The following is a 21,969-nucleotide window of genomic DNA, read 5'->3' as shown; positions in this document are numbered from 1 at the left end:
GGACAGGGTAGCGAAATCAAAGACTTACGTCACTCACTTATTTTGAGAATACGAAGCCGATTCGCGAAGCTGCCCGGGCTGCCTCCAGCAAGATTTGCCGTGGCTCTGAATGGATCTTGCGCCCAAAACATCGGCGACTGTGCGATCCGCCCCGCCTTTCTCTGTAGCAGTTTCGGATGTTGCCGGCTTCGCTTGCTGATCCAGGTGATGGATGTCGCAAACAGGGTGAGCGCCGCGATCCCCGCAGCGCTCACCACGAACTGCGCCGCGATGCCGTCGGACACCTTGATGAGATACAGATTCGCCAGGAGGGAGAGCACGACGGCCGCACAATAGGTTTCGAGCGAACGCTCGCCGCAACGAATTGCGCCTTTCGGGCCGGTCAAGCCAAATCCGCGCCAATTCGTCGGCACGAACCTCGCCACACGATGGCGATCGCCAGGAAATGCAGCAGCCGCAACGGGTCCAGATTCGGCTTGTCGATCGGATAGATCAACCGCTCGATGCTGCCGGGAATCGCGGCCGCCAGTGGAGCGATCTCCCAGCTTCGCAGCAGCGTATGCGCGACGACTGAAGCCCACCCGTCGCGACGGCTGACATCGCTGTAGCTCAGTGCACAGGTCACGCCGGATACGAACATGAAGACTTCGGTCGCATCGCTGAAGCCATAGTGGCGCAGGGTCAACCAGCTGAAGGCGTTGCTGGGAATGTGATCGAGGAAGACGCACCAGAGTGCAAGACCTCGGCACAGATCCAGCCGGAGATCGCGGTCCAGCGCCGCACTGTCGCGCCTCCCCTGATAAAGGGTCAGCGATGCGGAATGCTGGCGGGAATTCCCGCCGGTCGAGCGACCGGTCATACGGTCAGAAAGCATTGGACTGTTACCAGCCCTCCTCGAGCTGCCCCTCGGGGGCAATTACGTCTCTCATCACTGGCATGTCAGCGGAATGCACGACCGTCCGGTTGATAAATATCAACAACGCTCATCCTTTCCGGGATTTAGCTCAACGTGACTAGCTCGAGCCGGAGGATCTACGCCGTGCGCGTAAGGGAGATCATGTCACGGAACGTCATCACGATCGATGCCGATGCACCGGTGAGCGACGCCATCAGGACGATGCTGTCCCACCACATCGGTGGCCTTCCCGTCACCGATCGGAATGGCACGCTCATCGGCATGCTGTCGGACGGAGATTTCATTCGGCGCGTCGAACTTGGAACGGAGAAGCGTCGCGGCCGCTGGCTGGCCGTGCTCGCAGGCACGAGCCAAGTCGCACTCGACTTCGCCCGCCAGCATGGCCGCAAGGTTAATGAGATCATGTCGCCCGATCCGATCACCGTCGACGAGAACATGCCGCTTGAGCAAGTCGTTCAACTCATGGAATCGCACGGCGTCACGCGGTTTCCGGTCATGCGCGACAAAAGCCTGGTCGGGATGGTGACGCGCACGGACTTCATGACCGCGATCGCGGACCTTCGTCTCGAACGGCTCTCCGCTTCCGTCAACGACGATCAGATTCGCGCGGCGGTGATTGCAGCACTCGCACATGCGCCCTGGCGGCCCGCGGCGCTGAACGTCAGCGTTCAAGACGGGATCGTCAGCTTGCGCGGCGACATCCGCAGCGACAATGCGCGCAAGGCTGCGACCGTCGCGGCCGAGAACGTTGCGGGTGTGAAGCGGGTCGAAGACCTTCTGACGAAGATCGCTTACCCACCGCCGGAAGACGATTATGGCGGCGGCGACTTCGTCTCATTGCAGGAAGAGCCTTCGACAGAGGATGATCGGCCCTTGTAGAGCCAATAGCGCCTGCCTCGCGCCGCCGGACTCGGCGTTCGGTTGCCAGCAGGATAGATTGCGGCGTCTGCAAGACCAGTAGCGCCGTGGCTTGCAGTGGCCTTGATGAGGATCAATCAGGGACGCGTCCGCCTTCATGCGTATGTGGCCGCGAGCGATCGGGCTGCCACCTGCGGCCGCGGCAAGACGGCTATCCGGATCGCCCTTGGCCGCTACTTCTGCTGGATGCGGTTCAAATAATCGATCACGGCGAGGATGCGCGTTCGCACAACGACCTCCCGCAATTCCCGCGATGGATCGAGCGCATCGTAGGCCGGATCGACGGTGTGAGGCACGTTCACGATGGGGTTGAATCGTTCCCCCCAGATCGGCATCTCATGCGGACCGTGAGCGGAAATTTTCTTCCGTCCGTCTATGCTTTGATAGACCGCACTGGTCGGAAAGACACCGTTGTTGCTCTTGGTCAAGGTCGTCAGATCGGCCGGCGGCACCTTCAGCAATTCGCTGACCGGTCCCTTACCCTTTCCATCCACGCCATGGCAGTTTGCGCACGACGCGTGAAATTCTGCCTTGCCGACATCGGCGTCTTCAGCGTGAACGGGCGCAGCGAAAGCAGCGGTCAGACCGGCAAACATCAGCGACTTAAGGCAACGGGTCACCATGGTGCGCCCCCGGTTTTCGGATGAATCTGTCTAGCTTTGTTGGGTTTCCTTCAGCTTGACGCAGATCAACAGACCTTGCGTGCGTACCTTGCGGCGCAACCAGCCAGCCGGCTCCTTGGCAACTGCGTGCGCAACGCCGCGGCAACGAGCGCGCTCGTCGCCGCGGCGAGCAACTCGTCGGGCGTTGACGCCACCGTCAACGGTGAGACCGGCGCCATTGATCGAGCCGGCTTCGGGACCGGCAACAAACGCGACCAGAGCAGCGAGGTCGTCGGCCTTGCCGTAGCGCTTGATAGCCGTGCGCGCGCGTTGCGCCTCGGCTTGCTCGCCATTAGCCGGGTTCATGTCGGTGGTGGTGGAGCCGGGATGGACGATATTGACAGTGATGCCGCGGCCGCCGCCCTCGCCGCCTGGGGGCCGCTTACTGCACCGACGCCGACGGCGCATTAGAGGAATCGCTTCTCCCTGCGGCATCTGCCATCCTATGGCGCGGCCGTCGCCGGATACGCCGTGGTCTACCGCGAATTTTCGCTTGACGGCAAAGCGGGACGATAATGTAATATGCTATAACTTGGTGAGCCGGCATTCCGGCCGCCCAAGCAAGCTAGAACTTGCATCATGTAGAACGAGGAACCCGGCGCGTTTCAGCGCGCCAGAGCCGAGGGGAGAGTGCTTGCATGTCCAAGCTCAGAATCCGCGTCGACCAGGACAAATGCCAGGGTCACGCCCGCTGCAAATCGCTCGCCCCCGAACTGTTCGAGCTCGACGAATACGGCAACGCCCATGAGGTCGGCGACGGGACCGTCCCGGCCGGGCTCGAGGACAAGGCCTGGCTCGCGCAGACCAACTGCCCGGAAATCGCGATCGAAGTCACCGAGGAATAGCAGCCGGCAGGGACGGCCGCGCGCCTCCCGTTGCGCCGACCCGCGTCTGATCGAACGAGAAGGAAACGAGCCGATGTCCGATTCCCCGTCCGCAAGCTATCTGCCCGAGCATCCCCCGGTCACCGACTGGGTCCATGATTTCGACCATACCGATCCGGTCTGGACCGACGACCCGTTCCCGATCTGGGAAACGCTGCGCGCGGCCTCGCCCGTGGTGCACACCGAGCGCTTCCTCGGCTGCTACATGCCGACCACCTATCAGGCGGTGAAGGAGATCGCCTACGACACCGAGCACTTCTCCTCGCGCCGCGTCATCGTGCGCGACGTCCGCCCCGAAATCACCGCCCGCGCGCCGCCGATCACCTCCGACCCACCTGAGCACAAGCCCGCCAAGCAGGTGCTGCTGCCGCCGTTCACGCCGGACGCGATGAAGCGGCTGGAGCCGCGGGTGCGCGCGATCTGCAACGAGCTGATCGACGAGTTCATCGCCGATGGAAGTTGCGATGCCGCAGCGCGCTACACCAAGCACATCCCGGTGCGCGCCATCGCGCACATGCTGGGAATCCCCGAGAAGGACGGCGACCTCTTCATCAAATGGATCCACCAGATCCTCGAGCTCGGCATCAAGAGCGAAGAGGAGATGATGAACGGCGTCCGCGAGATGACCGGCTATTTCATGGCCCATCTCGAGCAACGCAAGCGCGAGCCGGGCGACGACCTGATCTCGCAGCTGCTGCGGGCCAAGGGCCCCGGCGGGCAGCCGCTCACCGACGAGCACGTGCTCGGCTCGCTGCGGCTGCTGCTGATCGCCGGCATCGACACCACCTGGAGCGCAATCGGCTCCTCGCTCTGGCATCTCGCCAGGACGCCGGCCGATAGGGAGCGCCTGATTGCGGAGCCGGCGCTGATCCCGACCGCGATCGAGGAATTCCTGCGCGCCTATTCGCCGGTCACGATGGCGCGCGAGGTGATAAAGGAGACCACGATCTCCGGCTGCCCGGTGAAGGCCGGCAACATGGTGCTGCTGTCCTTCCCGGCGGCCAACCGCGACCCGGCCATGTTCCCTGATGCGGACAAGGTGGTGATCGACCGCAAGGAGAACCGCCACGCCGCCTTCGGCCTCGGCATCCACCGCTGCGTCGGTTCCAACCTGGCGCGGATGGAGATGCAGGTGGCGGTCGAGGAATGGCTGAAGCGGATTCCGGACTTCCGCCTCGACCCGGCCGGCAAGGTCACCTGGTCGGAAGGCACAGTGCGCGGCCCGCGTCAATTGCCCATCCTGTTCGGCAAGAACGCCTAAAGGGACAGGACAGCAGTTACATCGCAGCACGCAAATGGGATAGGTTGCCCCGGAATCGAGCCAGAGAATCCGGGGAGGCCTGCCAATGTCCGAACAAACCGCTCAACCCGCGAGCGATCATCTCGACATCCATGACGTCGAGCGGCGGGTGAAGGCGATCTTCATCGGTTCGGTCGGCAATCTCGTCGAGTGGTACGACTTCTACGCCTACACCGCGTTCGCGCTGTATTTCGCGCCGGCGTTCTTCCCGCACAGCGACCCGGTGGTGCAGCAGCTCAATGCAGCGGTGCTGTTCGCCGCGACCTTCCTGATGCGCCCGCTCGGCGGCTGGCTGTTCGGCTTCATCGCCGACCGCTACGGCCGGCGGCTGTCGTTGACCTTGTCGGTGGTCTGCATGTGCTTCGGCTCGCTGATCATCGCGGTGACGCCGACCTATGCCACGATCGGCCTTGCGGCGCCGGCGATCCTGGCGCTCGCCCGCGTCATCGAAGGCCTGAGCCTCGGCGGCGAATACGGTGCCAGCGCCACCTATCTCAGCGAGGTCGCCGATCCCAAGCATCGCGGCTTCTACTCGAGCTTCCAGTACGTCACGCTGATCGGCGGCCAGCTCACTGCGATCATCGTGCTCCTGTTGCTGCAAAAAGTGTTCCTGACCCCGGACGAGCTGAAGGCCTGGGGCTGGCGGATTCCATTCGTAATCGGTGCCCTGCTCGCGATCTTCGCCGCGGTGATGCGGCGCGGCCTGCACGAGACCGAAGCGTTCGAAGAGGCCAAGAAAGTCTCCAAGCCGACCGGCTCGATCGTCGGCCTGCTGAACTATCCCCGCGAATTGCTGCTGGTGGTCGGCCTCACCGCCGGCGGCACCGCGGCGTTCTATACTTTCACCACCTACATGCAGACCTTCGTGAAGCTCTCGGTCGGCCTCACCGAGGACCAGACCACCTTCGTGATCTTCGGCTCGCTGATCTTCGCAACCTTCCTGCAGCCGATCTATGGCGCGCTGTCCGACCGCATCGGCCGCAAGCCGCTGTTGATCTTCTTCGGCGTTGTCGGCACCATCGCCACTGTCCCCATCCTGACCGCGCTGAAGGACACCAAGTCGCCGTTCATCGCCTTCCTGCTGATCTGCGGCGCCTGGATCTTCGTCGCCGGCTACACCTCGATCAATGCGATCGTGAAGGCCGAACTGTTCCCGACTAACGTCCGCGCGCTCGGCGTCGGCCTGCCCTACGCCATCACGGTGTCGATCTTCGGCGGTACCGCGCCCGCGGTCGCGCTCTATTTCAAGAGCATCGGGCACGAGGACTGGTTCTATTATTATCTCAGCGGCATGATCTTCCTGTCGCTGTTGATCTACTCGACAATGCGCGACACCAAGCACGAATCCGCGATGCATCGCCACGAATGACGGCCCGACGCCATGAGCAACGACACCGACCCGCCCGAGAGCAAGCTGACCCGCAGCAAGCAGCGCTGGGCGCGCGAAGGCAAATTCCTGACCGGCAGGATCACCCGGCCGGAGGACCAGCGCCTGCCGCCGGGACAGCATCTGACCAAGGACTGGCCGGTGCTCGATCTCGGGCTGCTGCCGAACGTCACGCGGGAGCGCTGGCGGCTCGACGTCTACGGCGCGGTCGAGCAGACGATCTACTGGGACTGGCCGCAATTCACGGCGCAGCCGCAGACCCAATTCGTCTCCGACATCCACTGCGTCACCACCTGGTCGCGCTACGACAACCAGTGGGAGGGGCTCGCGACCCGCGACCTGCTCGCGGTGTGCCAGCCGCGCGAGGACGCGCGCTTCGTGGTGCTGCATTCCTATGACGGCTATACGACGAACCTGCCGCTCGAGGACTTTGCCGCCGAGGACGCGCTGCTGGCCCATAGCTGGTCGGGCCAGCCGCTGGAGCAGGAGCATGGCGGTCCGGTGCGGCTGGTGGTGCCGCATCTCTATTTCTGGAAGAGCGCCAAATGGCTGCAGCGCATCGAATTCCTGACCGATGACGCGCCGGGCTTCTGGGAGGAGCGCGGCTATCACAATCGCGGTGATCCCTGGGCCGAACAGCGCTATTCTGGCGACTGACAGCCACCAATAATGATGGAGCCTGCCCGTGCCGCATGAACGCTTTCAATTCACCGGTGTGGGCGGCCATCAACTGGCCGCAGCACTTGATACGCCGGATGGCCCGATCAAGGCCTATGCGCTGTTCGCGCATTGCTTCACCTGCGGCAAGGATGTACTGGCGGCGAAGCGCATCGCGACAGCGCTTGCCGCCAAGGGCATTGCCACGCTGCGCTTCGACTTCACCGGCCTCGGCTCGAGCGAAGGCGATTTCGCCAACTCGACCTTCTCGTCGAACGTTGCCGACCTGGTCCGCGCCGCCGATCATCTGCGCGAAACGCGCAAGGCGCCGGCGATCCTGATCGGCCACAGCCTCGGCGGCGCCGCGATCCTCGCGGCCGCAGGCCGGATCCCCGAGGCGAAGGCGGTCGCCACCATCGCCGCGCCGTCCGATCCGGTCCATGTCACGCATCTCTTCAAGGACCGGATCGAGGACATCCGCGCGCAGGGCGAAGGCGAAGTGTCGCTCGCCGGCCGCCCGTTCCGCATCAAACGCGAATTCCTCGACGACGTCGCCGAGCAGAAACTGATGGCGCAGGTCAAGACGCTGCACAAGGCGCTGCTGATCATGCACTCGCCGACCGACGATACCGTCAGCATCGACAACGCCACCAACATCTTCATCGCGGCCAAGCACCCGAAGAGCTTCGTCTCGCTTGCGGGCGCCGATCATCTCCTGAGCGGCAAGCAGGACGCCGCCTATGTCGCCGACGTGATCGGGGCCTGGGCGGAACGCTATGTCGATCTCGCGGCTCAGCCCGCGGCCGACACCGGCAGCGCGCCGCGCAACGTCGTGGTGCAGGAGACCCGCAACGGCAAGTTCCAGCAGATCGTCACCACCGGTCCGCACCGGTTGACCGCCGACGAGCCGGTCAGCGTCGGCGGCGATGACAGCGGTCCCGGACCGTACGACTTCCTGCTCACCGGGCTCGGCGCCTGCACCTCGATGACGATGCGGATGTATGCCGACCGCAAGTCGCTGCCGGTCGATCGCATCACCGTGACGCTCCAGCACAACAAGATCTACGCCAAGGATTGCGAGGAATGCGAGACGCGCGAGGGCATGCTCGACCAGATCGAGCGCGTCATCAGGATCGAGGGCAACCTCGATGCCGACCAGCGCAAGCGGTTGATGGAGATCGCCGACAAATGCCCGGTGCACAAGACGCTGACGTCGGAGGTGCGGATCGTCACCAAGGCGGCGGAGTGAGCCTGCGCGGACAAAATATCGAAAACAACCCCATGCAAAGGAGCCGGCGGCCGGCGGCCGCCGGCGTTCGACAAGGTCGCTTGACACGTCGGGCAACTCAGCAGTATATTTCTAATATTCCGAATTTGCGCGAACATCCCTCGCCGTCTACCCACGCGCCGCCCGCTTGCCGGTCAGGCAGTTCGCCATGGTCCGCACCGCGGCGCCGATCTCGTTTTCGCGCCAGGCGGCAAAGCCGAGCAACAGGCCGTGGTCGCGCGGCCGCTGCAGCGCGAGGCTCGACAGCGCGCGCACCTCGACGCCGGCGGCCACCAGCCGCGAGACCGCATTCTGGTCCGCGGCGCCATCCTTGAAACGGGCGATCAGTTGCATTCCGCCCGGCGGGACCTCGGCGGTGAGCACCGGCGCAAGCTGCCGCGCCAACGCTGCGGCGAGATGGTCGCGGCGCGCGCGGTAGATCCGCCGCATCCGCCTGACATGCGCCAGGAAATGCCCGTCGGCCATGAAGTCGGTCAATGCCTCCTGAACGTGGACGGACGCGATCAATCCGAGGTGGCGCTGCGCGATCTCCATCGTCTGCGCCAATGATGGCGGCACCACCAGATAGCCGATCCGGATGTCGGCGGTCATCGCTTTTGCAAACGTGCCGAGATAGAGCACGCGGCCCTCACGATCGAGCCCCTGCAGCGCCGGCATCGGACGGCTGTCATAATGAAACTCGCCGTCGTAATCGTCCTCGACGATCCAGGTCTTGCCGGGCTCGGCCGCCGCGAGCAGTTCGGTGCGGCGTGCAACCGGCATCACCCGCCCGGTCGGGTGTTGATGCGACGGCGTCGTGAAGATGAGCTTCGGCGCACGCGCCTCGCGCATCCGCATCATGCCCCATGGATCGAGCCTGACGCCGACGACGTCGGCACCTGCCGCGCGAAACGCCGCCGCGGCGCCGGGATAACCGGGATCCTCGGTCCACACCGCATCGCCGGGCGCGATGACGGTCGCGGCGATCAACGTCAGCGCCGCCTGCGCGGCCGGCAGGATCAGGATATGATCTGCCTCGGCGTGCACGCCGCGGCTCACCTCGAGGTAATCGCGCAAGGCCTCGCGCAGGCTCGGCCGGTTGACGACGGTCTGGTCGTTGAAGCGGCGGCGCAGCGCGCTGCGGCGCAGGCAGCGCGCCCAGATCTCGTGCGGAAATTCGCGCGCATCCGCCAGCCCGGAACGCAGCGGCCGGAACTTCGCCTGGTACGACAGCGGCCAATCCGTGTCGGAGAGCTGCAAGGCCCAGGGCGACAATAGCGGTTTGCGGACCGTCTCGCGCCGCGGCGCAGCTACAGGCTTGGCGAAGCGCGCCTCGATATCGTCTGATACCACCGGCCGCCGCCGCGCGGCGACACGCAGATAGCCCTCGGCCGCGAGCTGCTCATAGGCGTGCGTCACCGTGTTGCGCGACACGTCGAGCTCGGCCGACAGCGTGCGGCTCGACGGCAGCACAGCGCCGCTCCTGATCCGGCCGCTTGCCATCAGCGCACGCATCTGCTGGGTCAGCTGCGCAGTCAACCCGGCATCGTCAGTCCGCTTCAGGTCGAGCAGTTCGGCGAGGATCAATCTGGCTCCTTGGTTCTATCCAATCTGGCTCTTTCGAGAGAGCCAGCCTGATCCTATTCACAGGGGGTATCGCCCGCAAGGATTCTGTCGTGGACCAGTCACTCTCCCCTGCCAAGGCCGCCGCCCTGTTCATCGTCGTGGTGCTGGCGTGGGGCATCAACTGGTCGGTGACGAAATCGCTGGTCGAGGCGGTGCCGCCGCTGTGGACTGCATCGATCCGCAGCTGGGTCGCCCTGGTCGCGCTGCTGGTGATCCTGCGCGCCAGCGGCAATCTGATCATTCCGCGGATCGCCGATGTGCCGGTCGTGCTCAGCGTGGCGCTGCTGCACATGACGTTCTTCTCGACGCTCGTCGCCGCCGGCCTGCGCTATCTGCCGGCCAGCAAGGGCATCGTGCTGGGCTACACCACGCCGCTCTGGGTCGCGCTCGCCGCCGGCGCCGCGCGAACCGAGCGGCTCGGCGCACTGAAACTCGTCGGCGTCGCGTCGGGGCTCGCCGGGCTCTGCGTCATCCTCAACCCGGCATCCTTGGACTGGAGCAATCTGCACGTGATCGCCGGCGCCGGCATGATCATCCTCGCCGCGATCTGCTGGGCCGCCAACATCATCTATATCCGGTCGCACCGCTGGATCGCGACGCCGTTGCAGCTCCTGCTGTGGCAGGTGCTGGTCGCAACGCTGGTGCTGACCATCACGGCGCTGGTCACCGAGGGCGTGCCCACGGTGACATGGTCGCCGCACCTCGTGCTGCTGTTCCTCTATTCCGGCTTCATCGGCACGGCGCTGGCCTATTGGGCGATGTCTGTCGTCAACAAGAGCCTGCCGGCGCTGACCACCTCGCTCGGCACGACGGGGACCCCGATCGTCGGTATCCTGACCGCGGCGCTGCTGCTCGGCGAACCGATCGATCTCTCGCTGGCGATCGCCGCGGCCCTGATCGTCGGCGGCATCGCGCTGAGCTCGCTCGCGGATGCGCCGGCGCGGGCCTAGAGCAGGACGAAGTTAAGTTGAGACGGTTTGACCTCGGACTTACACTTAATGCGGTACCTTACCCGTCCGTCGGATTCGACGGGCATTTGCTGTACGATGGTGTAATTCGCAGGCGGTTCAGTTCCCGTACGTCCTTGTCGCCCTGCGGTTGGTGGCGAACGTCTTCATTGAGCTTATACGCATAGGACATGTGTTTACCTCACGGTTTCTGCTGCTCCAACGGGGCTGGAATGCACCCCCTTGCTTCCGGAGCCTGACGCGCTCACGTGCGGACCATTTTTGCCTTGGCGGGTTCGCTAATCCTCGAGTATAGATTTTGTAGCGTCGAATATCTGTTCAGCGGTGCCCTTGATGGTACCCTTCGCCCACGCTTGAAACACAGCGACGTAGGCGTTCCTGTAAGCCTCTTCATCTGCAGAAAAGTAGACTTCGTCGGTAGCGGTATCCAAGACGAGTGCTCCTATATCGATGCAGATTTCCTCGACTAAGACCAGCCGCTCTTCCTGCTCGGCCAGATGCCGCTTTACAATGCTCATTTGATCTCCTGCTTTGCTCTTAACTTACCACGTCTGTCGAATTGCACGGCCGCCCAATCCACTCTCGAAAGGGTTCTTGAAGAGTTTGGAAAGGTCGCATTGGGCGAGGCAGCGAAATAAACAGGAAAGGCATCCCTGGCAGCGGAGGTAACTCCGCAGTCTGCATGCATCGCTCGTGGTTCAGCTCTTCGAACAGTCTTTGCTGTCTTTCGCCAGGGATCGAAACTACGTGTCAGCGGTCCAGCGATCTGAGGCTGCCGCTAGTATTAACGTCATGCTTAGGTTGGCTTGACGATTGCAGTTCAGGCCAAATTGTCGGCTCTTCTCTCGGCAACTACGCGCAATGATTTTGACGGGAAGCCACCGACGAGCTTACTTGGGTATTGCTTTGACTGGATTCCATCAAAAACCCCGCCCCCAAAGATTTGGGAACGGGGCATGACCACAAGCTCTGCCAGTACATCCGTGGCGAGAGCGACAGGTCTGTCGTACTCTTACTTAAGCAGCAGCACGAAGATTGTCAGCGGCGGACTTGCCCGTACGACGGTCTGCGACGACGTCATAAGACACCGTCTGACCTTCGCTGAGAGTGCCCATGCCGGCGCGTTCGACCGCGCTGATGTGAACAAAAACGTCGCTGCTGCCGTTTGACGGCTGAATAAAGCCGAAGCCTTTTTGGCTGTTAAACCACTTCACTGTACCTGTGTTCATCAGGTCGTCCTTTCGTATACGCGCAGGATCTGACGCGCAGAGTTGCGGCCAGTGTCCGAGTTCGTCGATGTTGGAGAATGTCTGAAACGTGCGCGCCGTCAGGAACTGAGGCGAAAGCGGAACAGTTGTTCGGCCAGTATCGATGCTTGAGAGACTACACCAACGGTTGAGAGAGTACAATAAGAAATCCAATAGCGCTTTTCACAAGAGTGGTGGTTTGCTCCGAACATGGTAATTGATGGACCTTGGTGCCCGGAAATATGGCGGCTCCTCCTCTGCACAGCAAAAGGACAAAGCGTCGGTCGGGCCGGCGGCTCCAAATGCTTCCGCGAGCTTCACTTTTTGCGCACTTTGCTGCATAGTTCGGCATGGCAAAGGTAAAAGTGAGTTTCAAACCAGTCCGTAACTCTGAAGGCGACTGGGCTATCATCGCCGAGTACGCAGGCGCAGAACCCCGAGAAATCAAGGGTTTCACAAGCAAGACGGAAATTGACGATTGGATGAATGGAGAGCGTCGGATCGCGTGGCTCCGATCCCAAGGTTACGCGAAGTGACTTGATGACTCCTTCCTCCAAATATCTTCGCAGGGCGATACGGCCCTGATCGATGAGTGCAAGGAATCGAGCAATGACCGAACGGAAACGCTCCGCCCAGCAGCAGGTAGCCGACGAGGCGGACCGCAAGGCGCAAAACCCAAACGGTGCGCGGCAAAGGATTGCAGACAGTCAGGCCGATCCAGAGTTCCAAGAAAACCACAGACGTCTCAGAGCGGAGCGGATAGCGCGAGAGGTCGGGGGCAAGGCCGGCCGGTGAGGCGTTTTAAAGTCTTATTCCGGGATGTTCTTTCCCCTTAAGCGATCAGCGTTCATCTGCCATTTGTCTGTCGGCTTTCTTCTCGAGAGACTCGCCCAACACTAGCAGTGTTGAGTAGAGCTGTTGCGACATACCTGGTGTTGCGGCACTCGCTTTATTTCCTCTCGCATTGCCATGGCTATTCCCGCAGTGCCTTCGTGATCGGAGCTAAGACAGAAGAGACTTCGTGGCTGGAGCTCAGGTGCAAGTCGATGTTATTTGCGGCGATCCCGCTCGATCCGGTTGGCAGCCGCGAGCTTTCCCTCAATGTACTGTTCTAGATCACCAACCTTCTTCTCGATGGCCTCTCGCGTGATGTTTTGATTCTTGGCGCCATCAACGAGCCGCTCAACCAGTACGTCCACGCTTTGGGAAGCGCCTGGTGTCCCGTATTCTTCCGCAGCGTGAACGCTATTCTCGATCCAAAAATCAATGTACTCGCGGGTCTTCGTTAGCATATGAAGTCTTTGCCAGCACCGAATTGAGCTCACTGTGGAGCGTAACCACATGCCGAATTGGGAGCAAGGCGGACACCCCACACGTCGGTTACAGGCTATTCCAGCCTCAGCGGCCTAGTTCGATTTTCGCAGTGGCTGCTTCGCCTTTTGGGCGCATAAATTGGCATGCTCGATTCTTATAACCGATCCTGTCGATGTGGCGCGGTCTATAGCCGAACCGAGGCGATGGCCCTGGGTCGGCAGCTTCGAATGCTCGGTTTGCGGCGCGACGATAGAATCGTGGAACGCCGCTTGGGTTCCAACCTACAGGTTGATTGGCGGGCCCGTCCCACCGCCCCGAACTAGCAACTAGCGACGCGCTGCAGCATTGGCCGGTGATGGCAGAGTCTTTCGGCAATTCGTTCACTCTCGTTGAGGTGACCTCAGACGACGCGCCGCGGCCGACGAGGCAGATGTGGTTAGCCTTGGCCAAGCCAAATCAGGCCCTGACGCTGGTCCTTGCGGCTGTTCCCGAAGGCTGGACGGCGGAAGTTGTACCAGCTGTTCTCACGGAAAAGCAGCAAAGGATGTTCGAGGAACTCAACCTTGAACCCGGCGATGTTTACAGGATCGCTCCAGAGTAAGGCATCCTCGGTGGGCGCGCGGCGTCTGCTACCTACTCCAGGCCGAACAAGGCTGAGGCTATTGCGATGTCGGCTATGCGGGTGGATCGGACGCGGGGTCCTGCTTCCCTCGACCGCCGCTTGTGGCCCCTGAGCCGACAAACGATCAGCGGGTTTCTACCGCTACAGTTTCCACAGCACCTTCCATTGGCTATTTTTCAGCTTATGCTTAACCAACTAGATGACCAATTCCGTGGAGTTGAAAATGGCTTCGCCAATTCGAATTGGTGCAATTCTGATCGCTACTGCCGTTCTCGCACCAGCGCATGCAATGGCACAAACGCTTCCTCCTAGTAATCTGCCAACGAAGGAGCAACTTGCGAACGACAATAATCTCTTCATCTCTTTGGCAAAAAAGGTGCTGAAGTGGGAAGAGCCGGCCGAACCCGTCAGGATCGTCGGGCCGATCTACTTCGTGGGCACAAAGGGGTTGGGGGTTTTCCTGTTCACCACATCCGAGGGCCACGTCCTGATGAACACTGGAATGCCGTCCTCCGGTCCGATGATCGTGGACTCGATCCGGAAGCTCGGATTCAAGCCCGAAGATATCAAGTTGATGATCAACGGCCACGCACACATCGATCATGCGGGCGCCTTCGCCTTCATGAAGAAGCTGACGGGGGCGCAGTTGGCCGTCATGAAGGACGATGTCGCGGCGATGGAGAGCGGCGACAAGGACGATTTCAAGTACGCGAACGACTTCGCCTACGAAGGCGTGAAGGTCGATCGGGTGCTGCGCGATGGCGACCAGATCAGGATGGGCGACGTCCTGCTTACTGCCTATCACACGCCGGGCCACACGCGGGGAGCGACCACCTGGATCGCCAACCTGGTCGTCGACGGCAAGGCCTATATCGTGGCCTTCCCCGACGGCGCCGGGTTCAACCCCGGCTACCGCGTGGCGAAGGACCCTTCGTACCCCGGCATCGAGGACGACTACCGCAACACCCACCACGCGCTCGAGATGATCAAGCCGGACATATGGCTCGCTCAGCACAACGAGTATTACGACCTCGAAGGCAAGCGGAAGCGGGCGGAGACCGAGGGCGTGAAGGCCTGGATCGACCCGGAGGGCTACAGGCGCTTTGTCGCAGGGAAGAAGCGCGCGTTCGAGGACGAGGTCGACGAGGAGCTGGGCGCCCCCAAGGCAGCCGCGAAGTAGGGAGTTATGGCGATGAAATCGGCGGCCCGTCTGGTATTTGCCCTTATGCTGATGTCCGCATCTGCGGCAATCGCTCAGGATGCCAAACCCACCGCGGTCAACGCCCACAACTTCGTCCGCGCGGAGAGCGACCTCTACTTCCGGAAGGCCGCGGTCGACGACGCTTCGTTCGGCAAGCTCACGCACCGGCGCGAAATGGCCTCGATCGACAAGCAGGACGTGGTCCGGATGAACCGCGACACCCTGTACTCGCATGGCGTGTTCGATCTCGATGCGGCCCCGCTCACGATCAAGCTGCCGGACGCCGGCAAGCGTTTCATGTCGATGCAGGTGATCTCGCAGGATCACTACACGACCGAGGTGGTGTACGGCCCCGGCACCTTCACCTACGACAAGAACAAGGTCGGTACTCGCTACGTCTACGTCATCGTCCGCACGTTGGCCAATCCCGAGGACCCGCAGGACGTGAAGGCCGCGAATGCTATGCAGGACGCAATCGAGGTGCGGCAGGCAAGCGCCGGCAAGTTCGAGGTGCCGAATTGGGACCTGACGTCGCAGACCAAGGCCAGGGCCGCGCTCGAGAGCTTGGGGTCGCTCGGCGGGACGGTCGACCGTTTCGGACGGAAGGATGAGGTCGATCCGATTGACCATCTGATCGGCACAGCCATCGGCTGGGGCGGCAACCCGCGCTATGCCGCCGACTACCAAAGCGTCTTCCCGCCGAAGAACGACGGCAAGACGGTCTATCGCCTGACGCTCAAGGATGTTCCGGTGGACGGCTTCTGGTCCATTAGCGTCTACAACGGCCAAGGCTTCTTCGAGAAGAACGAATTCGGCGCATATTCTCTCAACAACCTGACCACCAAGGCGGATGGAGCCGGGGTCTACACCATCCAGTTCGGCGGCTGCGGCAAGGATACGCCGAACTGTCTGCAGATCGTCGAGGGTTGGAATTTCACGATGCGGCTATACAGGCCACGCAAAGAGATACTTGAGGGAAGTTGGAAACTGCCGGCGGCGCAACCGGCATCTTAGTAACGTCGCGTATTGGGCCCTTAGCGGACATTCACTCGGGCATCTTCAATGTCAGCTTTTTGACGGCAATCCGGAATCTCACAATCCCGCACGCGGGTACCCGATTGAGATTTATACGTATACGCCCTAATCTCATCATGCTCCAAAGCATGATCCGGAAAAGTCGAAGCAGTTTTCCCTCGCGACAAACGCAGAACGCGTTTGCGCGGAGATCATCGCTCTTTCAGCCTCAGGCCGTTGCAAGCGGCCTGACCCGCAGCGCGCCGCGCAGGCCGGCGGCGGTGCCGAGCATGATGCCGGCGATGGCGATGAACGACGACAGCGACAGCGTCGACAGGCCGGTCAGCCCCTGCCCGACCGAGCAGCCGAACGCCATCACGCCCCCCGCGCCCATTAGCACGGCACCACCTGCCGAGCGCAGCATGTGCTGCGGCGAGCGGTAGCCTTCGAGCTTGAAACGCCCGGTGGCGAGCGCCGTGACCAGGCTGCCGGCGAACACGCCGAACACGGTGACGATGCCGAAATTGAGCGTCGAGCCGGTCGACAGCATGACGTATTGCAGCGCGTCGGCGATCGGCGCGATGAAGGTCAGCGACGTCACCGGCACCGGATTGAAATCATCGGCGCCGAGATAGCCGGTCGCGTACCAGCCCCCCGCCACCAGCAGGCCCACGATCAGGCCGGCCGCGATCTGGCCCGGCGACTTGCGGAACGGGACATGGGCAAAGGCGAAGATGATCAGGATGGCCGACAGCACCGCGGCCGCGACCATTCGCGCCGGCACCGCGCCGAGGCCGCTGCCTGCCAGCAGCGCCGGCACCGAGTTGGCTGAGACCGTGGCCTGCGACGCCTGCACCATCGCGATGCGCGCAGGCGCGATCAGGCCCTTCAGCGTCATCTCGGCGACGATGCCGAGCACGATCACGACCACGAAGGAACGGAGATTGCCGCGTCCGAGCAGAACCAAGGCCCGCGAGCCGCAGCCGTTCGACAGCACCATGCCGTAGCCGAACAAGAGCCCGCCGAGGAAGATGACCGGCGCCGAGAACGAGGGCTGCAGATAGATCGACTTGCCGAGATCGACGAGGCCCGCCGCCGCGAGCAGTTGCGAGGCCGCGATCGCAATCCCCATCGCCAGCGCGTAAGTGCGCACCAGCCGGCCGTCGCCCTCGGCCCACCAGCCGCGCAGCCCGCTCATCATGCAGAAGCCGCTGACGAGCCCGACCGAGCCATAGATCAGGCCGATGATCAGGGCGGCGAGGATGACGATCGTTGCGGGGTCCATACTGTTCTCTTGATCCTAGACCGGGATGAGTTTGGGTTGAAACGGGTCCGCAGGCTGGGTTTACCTCTCCCCATTGGGGAGAGGTCGATTTGCGCAGCAAATCGGGTGAGGGGCCGCTGCTCCAACGAGAGAGCGTAACCCCTCACCCGGCGCTACGCGCCGACCTCTCCCAAGGGAGAGGTGAACTTCCGCCGCCGCTCCAGATCAAACCTAATCTCATCATGCTTCAGTTTATCCCGTCATCATGGCCGCAGGATCACGCGGTCGCGCGACGAGCCGGCCACGGCAACGAACGCCGCCTTGGCCTGTTCCAGCGGATAGATCGCACTTGGCTTGATCGGAAACGGCTTGAGATGTCCGCTGGCAAATCCGGGCGCGAGCTCGCGCAGCACCTCGCCGGTCGCGACCGACGAGAATGCGAGCGTGTCGATGCCGACATAGGTATGCTGGCCGCGGTAGAATTCGAGGATGTTGAACTGCACGATGCGGTCGACCGCCGCGATCAGGATCTGGCGGCCGCGCAGCGCCAGCGATTGGTGCGCGGCCTGGAAATAGGGATCGCCGACCGTGTTGTAGACGATGTCGGCGCCCTTGCCGCCGGTCAACTCGCGCACTTGCGCCGCGACATCAATGGCAGAGGCATCGATCACCTCGACCGGCGCATTGCTATGGCCCTCATAGGGCTCGCTCCTGCGCACCACGCCGATCACGCGCGCGCCGCGCCAGCTCGCGATCTGCACCGCGGCCTGGCCAACCTTGCCGTTGACGCCCATCACCAGCACGGTCTCGCCCGGCTTCGGCAGACCGGCGCGGCGCAGGCCTTCCATCGCGGTGACAAAGGGCACGCCGATCCCGGCGGCTTCGTCCCAGGAAATGCCGGCGGGCTTGTCCACCGCGGCATCGGCCTCGACCACCAGATGCGTGGCGTGGGTACCGTCGCGGCGGATGCCGAGGTCGCCGGACGAGCCGAACACCTCGCGCCCGATCAAGCCCGGCGGTCCGTCGATCACGACGCCGGCGTAATCGCGGCCGGAGGTGCGCGGGAAGACGGCATAGGGCATCAGCCCGGTCGCGGCCTTGACGTCCGACGGATTGACCGCCGCCGCCTTCACCTCGATCAGGACGTCGTTGTCGCCGCGCGAAAGTGCATGGGTCTCCACCACCGGCGCCACCGCCGCCGCGTTCTCCGCCTTCGTCAGCAGGCGGACGCAGCGGGCATCGATGGGATGACGGTTTGCTTGCGGGGCCGGCGGCATGAGCAGTCCAGTCTTGGTCATGAAGCACGCTGCAAACGCGCGCGGATGGCGGCGGCCGGGTGGCCTCTCGTCATGACTAATCGACTGACCGATCAATTCAAGGGGCTTGTTGAGACCGACGGTTCAGAGCCTCGGCGGCGGCGCCGTGCCGAGGATCGCCTCGATCGACAGGCCAAGCCCGAGCAGTCTTGTATCGCTGCCGACCGGACCATCGAGCTCGAGCCCGACCGGCAGGCCGCCGGGCGTCATGCCGGCGTAGAGTGACAACCCGGGAAGCCCGGCATTGCTGCCGGGATCGGTGTTGCGGATCATGGTGCCGAAGGTCGGCACCGGCTCGCCGCCATTGACCGACATCTCGCCGGATCCGGCCTTTTCGTCGATGAGCGGCGCGGGCGCGATCGTGGTCGGAAACAGGATGGCATCTAGTTTGTTGTTCCCGAGATACGCGGCAAAGATCGCCTGCAGCGCCGGCCGCTGCGCCTTGATCGCATCGTCATAGGCAGCGCCGAAGGCGTCCGCCGTGATCGCACCGAAGGCACCGACGACATCGGGACTGGCGACGGCGGCCGCGATGTCGGACAGCGCGATCCCCTCGATCCCGGAGGCGGCGAGCCAAGCCGGGATATCGGCGATCGGCTCGTGCAGCGCGACGACGAAGGACACCTTGTCGTTCTGCTCGAACAGGCCGGGCATATCGACGTCGACCAGCACCGCGCCATTGGCGGTGAGCCGCGTGCAGGCTGCACGGGCGACGGCTTCGACATCGCGATCGAGCCCGCTCCAGAAACAGGCGGGAACGCCGAGACGCACGCCACGCAATGGAATGGCTGCGGCCTGCGGCGCGCCCGTGATCACGGCATCGAGCAGCGCGACATCGGCGACGGTGCGGCCCATCGGGCCGACGGTGTCGCGGGTATGGCTGATCGGAACCACCTGGTTGTCGTCGTGGTAGCGCCGCTCGGCGCCGCCATTGCCGACCGACGGCCGGAGACCCACGGTCCCGGTCAGCGCCGCGGGCACGCGGGTCGAACCGCCGGTGTCCGATCCGAGGCCGCAGGTCGTGATCCGCGCAGCGATCGCCGCCGACGTTCCGCCCGACGAGCCGCCCGGGATCCGGTTGGTGTCGTAGGGATTGCGCACCGGTCCGGCGAAGGGTGCGAGATTGGTGCTGGTGATGCCGAAGGCGAGCTCGTGCAGATTGGTCTTGCCGATGACGACGGCGCCGGCGTCGAGCAGCTTTTGCAGCGACGGTGCGTTGCGCGCCGGCCGCGCATGTTGCAGCGCCGGTGTGCCGCCCGACGTCGGCAGGTTCGACGTGTTGATGTTGTCCTTCACGACGATCGGAAGCCCGGCCAGCACGCCGGTGCGCTTCCCCGCATCGACCTCGCGCGCCGCGGCCAGTGCGCCGTCGCGGTTCAGCACGATGAAGGCGTTGAGATGCTTGAGCCGCTCCGCGCGATCGAGCGCCGCCTCGACGACGCTGACTGCGGTCACCTTGCCGCTGCTTATATGGGCCACGATCTCCGCAGCGGTTGTCTCACTGGTATCGGCCATGGAAATCCCGCGCCCTCCTGGATTGCGGGCGAGAGGCTATTCTTTAGGCCGCTTGTCGTAAACCCGTTTCGCCTTGCCGAGCGAACGCTCCAACGTCTCGGGCGCGACGACGCGGACGCGGGTGGAAATGCCGATCGTGTTCTTGATGAAGGCAGATACCTTCTCGGCATGCGCGGTGAGCCCCTCGCCGTCCCAGCTCTCGGGCCGGGCTTCGGCGAGCACCGTCATCTCGTCCATGCGGCCCTCGCGGGTCAGCTCGATGACGAAATGGCCGCCGCACCAATCGGTCGCCAGCAGAACTTCTTCAATCTGGGTCGGGAACACGTTGACGCCGCGCAGGATGATCATGTCGTCGGAGCGGCCGGTGACCTTCTCCATCCGCCGCATGCCGGGCCGCGCCGTGCCGGGCAACAGCCGCGTCAAATCGCGGGTGCGGTAGCGGATGATCGGAAACCCTTCCTTGGTCAGCGAGGTGAACACCAGTTCGCCCTTTTCGCCGTCGGGCAGCACCTTGCCTGTCAGGGGATCGATCACCTCCGGATAGAAGTGATCCTCCCAGATGTGCAGGCCGTCCTTGGTCTCCACGCATTCCTGCGCGACGCCCGGGCCGATCACTTCCGACAGGCCATAGATGTCTGACGCGTCCATGTCGAAGGCCTGCTCGATCTCGACACGCATCGCGTTGGTCCAGGGCTCGGCGCCGAAGATGCCGAACCTCAGCGACGATTTGCGCGGGTCGAGGCCCTGGCGCTTGAACTCGTCGAGGATCGCCAGCATGTAGCTCGGCGTCACCGTGATGATGTCGGGCTTGAAATCGTTGATCAGCTGCACCTGCCGCTCGGTCATGCCGCCGGAGATCGGGATCACGGTGCAGCCGAGCCGCTCGGCGCCGTAATGCGCGCCGAGACCGCCGGTGAACAGGCCGTAGCCATAGGCATTGTGCATCAGCATGCCGCTGCGGCCGCCGGCGGCGCGGATCGAGCGCGCCATCACATCGGCCCATGTGTCGATATCAGCCTTGGTGTAGCCGACCACGATCGGCTTGCCCGTCGTGCCCGAGGAGGCATGGACCCGCACCAGCTGCTCGCGCGGTACCGCGAACATGTTGAAGGGGTAATTATCGCGCAGGTCGGTCTTCACCGTGAATGGAAATTTGGCGAGATCGGACAGCTGCTTGAAGTCCGTGGGGTGCACGCCCGCGGCCTCGAAGCTTTTCTTGTAGTGCGCGACATTGTCATAGGCGTGCTTGAGCGACCAGGCGAGCCGCCTGGTCTGCAACGCCGTGATCTCGTCGCGCGAGGCGCGTTCGGCCGCATCGAGCTCGGCGTGATAACCGCTATCCGCAACCCTGAGCTTTGCCGCCATCGACGTTTCCCCCGAAACCTTATGCCTTGATGTCCGTGTCCGGCAGCCAGGTGCCCTGGATCACGCGCGAATGTCCGCGGAACTCGGCGATCACGCTGCCGCCGGCAGTGACGCGCACGTCGTAGATTCCCGAGCGGCCGCTGCGCGAGACCTCACGCGCGGTCGCCACCAGGCGATCGCCGAGCTTGCCCGGCCGGATGAAGGTGACGTTGCCCTGCGCCGCCACCGCGCGATCGTTGCGGCTGTTGCAGGCAAAGGCGAAGGCTGAATCGGCGAGCGTGAAGATGTAGCCGCCATGGCAGATACGCTGGCCGTTGACCATGTGCGGCTGCACCGTCATCGCCATCGTAGCTTGCCCCGGCTTGATCTCGACCAGCTCCATGCCGAGGCCCTTGCTGGCGTCGTCTTCCTTCCACATCGCATCCGCGCAGGCGCGGGCGACATCCTCGGGTGATAGCGTGGCCTTCACGTTCACATCGAACTCCCTGTGCGCGGGCCCGTTGCGACGGGCCTCTTGGTGTCAGTG

General features: G+C 63.3%; 21 protein-coding genes and 1 pseudogene. 10 read left to right on the top strand and 12 right to left on the bottom strand.

Annotated elements, in window-relative coordinates; all coding sequences use genetic code 11:
• Positions 1–29: 29 nt before the first annotated feature.
• Positions 30–874 (bottom strand): annotated as a pseudogene (gene opgC / locus JQ507_09405) (OpgC domain-containing protein).
• Between the two features lie 183 nt (positions 875–1,057).
• On the opposite strand from opgC, the gene JQ507_09400 reads away from it, so the two are divergent.
• Complete coding sequence (locus JQ507_09400; GenBank protein ID QRI73269.1) at positions 1,058–1,795, top strand: CBS domain-containing protein; 738 nt, start codon at positions 1,058–1,060, stop codon at positions 1,793–1,795.
• A gap of 212 nt (positions 1,796–2,007) precedes the next feature.
• Here JQ507_09400 and JQ507_09395 read toward each other — a convergent pair whose 3' ends face one another.
• Positions 2,008–2,457 carry a cytochrome c gene (locus JQ507_09395; GenBank protein QRI71663.1) on the bottom strand — a complete coding sequence of 150 codons (450 nt, stop codon included), beginning with the start codon at positions 2,455–2,457 and terminating at the stop codon, positions 2,008–2,010.
• Between the two features lie 30 nt (positions 2,458–2,487).
• Positions 2,488–2,931 carry an SDR family oxidoreductase gene (locus tag JQ507_09390; GenBank protein ID QRI71662.1) on the bottom strand — a complete coding sequence of 148 codons (444 nt, stop codon included), beginning with the start codon at positions 2,929–2,931 and terminating at the stop codon, positions 2,488–2,490.
• Between the two features lie 203 nt (positions 2,932–3,134).
• Between JQ507_09390 and JQ507_09385 the strand changes: the two genes are divergently transcribed.
• From JQ507_09385 to JQ507_09365, 5 genes are all read left to right on the top strand, one after another.
• On the top strand, positions 3,135–3,341 hold the full coding sequence (locus JQ507_09385) for a ferredoxin (protein QRI71661.1): 207 nt from the start codon (positions 3,135–3,137) through the stop codon (positions 3,339–3,341).
• A 73-nt stretch (positions 3,342–3,414) separates the two neighbouring features.
• Positions 3,415–4,641 (top strand): cytochrome P450, encoded by a 1,227-nt coding sequence (locus JQ507_09380; protein ID QRI71660.1) that lies wholly within the window; start codon positions 3,415–3,417, stop codon positions 4,639–4,641.
• Positions 4,642–4,726: 85 nt separating this feature from the next.
• Positions 4,727–6,049, top strand: coding sequence for an MFS transporter (locus tag JQ507_09375; protein QRI71659.1), 1,323 nt, complete (start codon positions 4,727–4,729; stop codon positions 6,047–6,049).
• Between the two features lie 12 nt (positions 6,050–6,061).
• A complete protein-coding gene (locus tag JQ507_09370; GenBank protein QRI71658.1) occupies positions 6,062–6,724 on the top strand; it encodes a sulfite oxidase-like oxidoreductase in 663 nt (220 codons plus the stop codon).
• Between the two features lie 28 nt (positions 6,725–6,752).
• On the top strand, positions 6,753–7,973 hold the full coding sequence (locus tag JQ507_09365) for an OsmC family protein (GenBank protein ID QRI71657.1): 1,221 nt from the start codon (positions 6,753–6,755) through the stop codon (positions 7,971–7,973).
• 147 nt (positions 7,974–8,120) lie between these two features.
• Here the strand turns inward: JQ507_09365 and JQ507_09360 are convergent, their stop codons facing one another.
• Positions 8,121–9,575, bottom strand: a complete 1,455-nt coding sequence (locus JQ507_09360; protein ID QRI73268.1) for a PLP-dependent aminotransferase family protein — start codon at positions 9,573–9,575, stop codon at positions 8,121–8,123.
• A 92-nt stretch (positions 9,576–9,667) separates the two neighbouring features.
• Between JQ507_09360 and JQ507_09355 the strand changes: the two genes are divergently transcribed.
• Positions 9,668–10,567, top strand: a complete 900-nt coding sequence (locus JQ507_09355) for a DMT family transporter (protein QRI71656.1) — start codon at positions 9,668–9,670, stop codon at positions 10,565–10,567.
• Between the two features lie 296 nt (positions 10,568–10,863).
• On the opposite strand, the gene JQ507_09350 is transcribed toward JQ507_09355, so the two are convergent.
• The 3 genes from JQ507_09350 to JQ507_09340 form a co-directional block, all read right to left on the bottom strand.
• Positions 10,864–11,103, bottom strand: coding sequence for a hypothetical protein (locus JQ507_09350; protein QRI71655.1), 240 nt, complete (start codon positions 11,101–11,103; stop codon positions 10,864–10,866).
• A gap of 498 nt (positions 11,104–11,601) precedes the next feature.
• Positions 11,602–11,814: a cold-shock protein gene (locus tag JQ507_09345; GenBank protein ID QRI71654.1), complete on the bottom strand. Its 213-nt coding sequence runs from the start codon at positions 11,812–11,814 to the stop codon at positions 11,602–11,604.
• A 1,067-nt stretch (positions 11,815–12,881) separates the two neighbouring features.
• Positions 12,882–13,124 carry a hypothetical protein gene (locus tag JQ507_09340; GenBank protein QRI71653.1) on the bottom strand — a complete coding sequence of 81 codons (243 nt, stop codon included), beginning with the start codon at positions 13,122–13,124 and terminating at the stop codon, positions 12,882–12,884.
• Positions 13,125–13,501: 377 nt separating this feature from the next.
• Between JQ507_09340 and JQ507_09335 the strand changes: the two genes are divergently transcribed.
• The 3 genes from JQ507_09335 to JQ507_09325 all read left to right on the top strand — a co-directional run bounded on the left by JQ507_09335 (position 13,502) and on the right by JQ507_09325 (position 15,983).
• Complete coding sequence (locus JQ507_09335) at positions 13,502–13,747, top strand: hypothetical protein (GenBank protein QRI71652.1); 246 nt, start codon at positions 13,502–13,504, stop codon at positions 13,745–13,747.
• A 244-nt stretch (positions 13,748–13,991) separates the two neighbouring features.
• Positions 13,992–14,948 (top strand): subclass B3 metallo-beta-lactamase, encoded by a 957-nt coding sequence (gene bla / locus JQ507_09330; GenBank protein ID QRI71651.1) that lies wholly within the window; start codon positions 13,992–13,994, stop codon positions 14,946–14,948.
• Positions 14,949–14,960: 12 nt separating this feature from the next.
• Positions 14,961–15,983 carry a DUF1254 domain-containing protein gene (locus tag JQ507_09325; GenBank protein QRI71650.1) on the top strand — a complete coding sequence of 341 codons (1,023 nt, stop codon included), beginning with the start codon at positions 14,961–14,963 and terminating at the stop codon, positions 15,981–15,983.
• Between the two features lie 229 nt (positions 15,984–16,212).
• Here JQ507_09325 and JQ507_09320 read toward each other — a convergent pair whose 3' ends face one another.
• The 5 genes from JQ507_09320 to paaI all read right to left on the bottom strand — a co-directional run bounded on the left by JQ507_09320 (position 16,213) and on the right by paaI (position 21,918).
• A complete protein-coding gene (locus JQ507_09320; GenBank protein QRI71649.1) occupies positions 16,213–17,268 on the bottom strand; it encodes a YeeE/YedE family protein in 1,056 nt (351 codons plus the stop codon).
• Between the two features lie 242 nt (positions 17,269–17,510).
• On the bottom strand, positions 17,511–18,524 hold the full coding sequence (locus tag JQ507_09315) for a zinc-binding alcohol dehydrogenase family protein (GenBank protein QRI73267.1): 1,014 nt from the start codon (positions 18,522–18,524) through the stop codon (positions 17,511–17,513).
• Between the two features lie 123 nt (positions 18,525–18,647).
• Positions 18,648–20,078, bottom strand: a complete 1,431-nt coding sequence (gene iaaH, locus JQ507_09310) for an indoleacetamide hydrolase (GenBank protein QRI71648.1) — start codon at positions 20,076–20,078, stop codon at positions 18,648–18,650.
• A gap of 36 nt (positions 20,079–20,114) precedes the next feature.
• Entirely contained in the window at positions 20,115–21,443 is a 1,329-nt protein-coding gene (gene paaF / locus JQ507_09305) for a phenylacetate--CoA ligase (protein QRI71647.1), read from the bottom strand.
• 19 nt (positions 21,444–21,462) lie between these two features.
• Positions 21,463–21,918, bottom strand: coding sequence for a hydroxyphenylacetyl-CoA thioesterase PaaI (paaI, locus tag JQ507_09300; protein ID QRI71646.1), 456 nt, complete (start codon positions 21,916–21,918; stop codon positions 21,463–21,465).
• Positions 21,919–21,969: the final 51 nt, after the last annotated feature.

Source organism: Bradyrhizobium sp. PSBB068, assembly GCA_016839165.1.
Taxonomy (GTDB): Bacteria; Pseudomonadota; Alphaproteobacteria; order Rhizobiales; family Xanthobacteraceae; genus Bradyrhizobium.
This window is presented reverse-complemented; position numbering and strand designations above follow the sequence as displayed.

Excerpts from the sequence above, each read along its gene's own strand:
- JQ507_09370 (QRI71658.1), top strand. The coding sequence starts at position 6,062 with ATGAGCAACGACACCGACCCGCCCGAGAGCAAGCTGACCCGCAGCAAG.
- bla (QRI71651.1), top strand. The coding sequence starts at position 13,992 with ATGGCTTCGCCAATTCGAATTGGTGCAATTCTGATCGCTACTGCCGTT.
- JQ507_09380 (QRI71660.1), top strand. The coding sequence starts at position 3,415 with ATGTCCGATTCCCCGTCCGCAAGCTATCTGCCCGAGCATCCCCCGGTC.
- JQ507_09395 (QRI71663.1), bottom strand. The coding sequence starts at position 2,457 with ATGGTGACCCGTTGCCTTAAGTCGCTGATGTTTGCCGGTCTGACCGCT.
- JQ507_09325 (QRI71650.1), top strand. The coding sequence starts at position 14,961 with ATGAAATCGGCGGCCCGTCTGGTATTTGCCCTTATGCTGATGTCCGCA.
- JQ507_09320 (QRI71649.1), bottom strand. The coding sequence starts at position 17,268 with ATGGACCCCGCAACGATCGTCATCCTCGCCGCCCTGATCATCGGCCTG.
- JQ507_09390 (QRI71662.1), bottom strand. The coding sequence starts at position 2,931 with ATGCCGCAGGGAGAAGCGATTCCTCTAATGCGCCGTCGGCGTCGGTGC.
- JQ507_09385 (QRI71661.1), top strand. The coding sequence starts at position 3,135 with ATGTCCAAGCTCAGAATCCGCGTCGACCAGGACAAATGCCAGGGTCAC.
- paaF (QRI71647.1), bottom strand. The coding sequence starts at position 21,443 with ATGGCGGCAAAGCTCAGGGTTGCGGATAGCGGTTATCACGCCGAGCTC.
- JQ507_09400 (QRI73269.1), top strand. The coding sequence starts at position 1,058 with ATGTCACGGAACGTCATCACGATCGATGCCGATGCACCGGTGAGCGAC.
- JQ507_09375 (QRI71659.1), top strand. The coding sequence starts at position 4,727 with ATGTCCGAACAAACCGCTCAACCCGCGAGCGATCATCTCGACATCCAT.
- JQ507_09315 (QRI73267.1), bottom strand. The coding sequence starts at position 18,524 with ATGCCGCCGGCCCCGCAAGCAAACCGTCATCCCATCGATGCCCGCTGC.
- JQ507_09340 (QRI71653.1), bottom strand. The coding sequence starts at position 13,124 with ATGCTAACGAAGACCCGCGAGTACATTGATTTTTGGATCGAGAATAGC.
- JQ507_09345 (QRI71654.1), bottom strand. The coding sequence starts at position 11,814 with ATGAACACAGGTACAGTGAAGTGGTTTAACAGCCAAAAAGGCTTCGGC.
- JQ507_09350 (QRI71655.1), bottom strand. The coding sequence starts at position 11,103 with ATGAGCATTGTAAAGCGGCATCTGGCCGAGCAGGAAGAGCGGCTGGTC.
- iaaH (QRI71648.1), bottom strand. The coding sequence starts at position 20,078 with ATGGCCGATACCAGTGAGACAACCGCTGCGGAGATCGTGGCCCATATA.
- JQ507_09335 (QRI71652.1), top strand. The coding sequence starts at position 13,502 with ATGGCAGAGTCTTTCGGCAATTCGTTCACTCTCGTTGAGGTGACCTCA.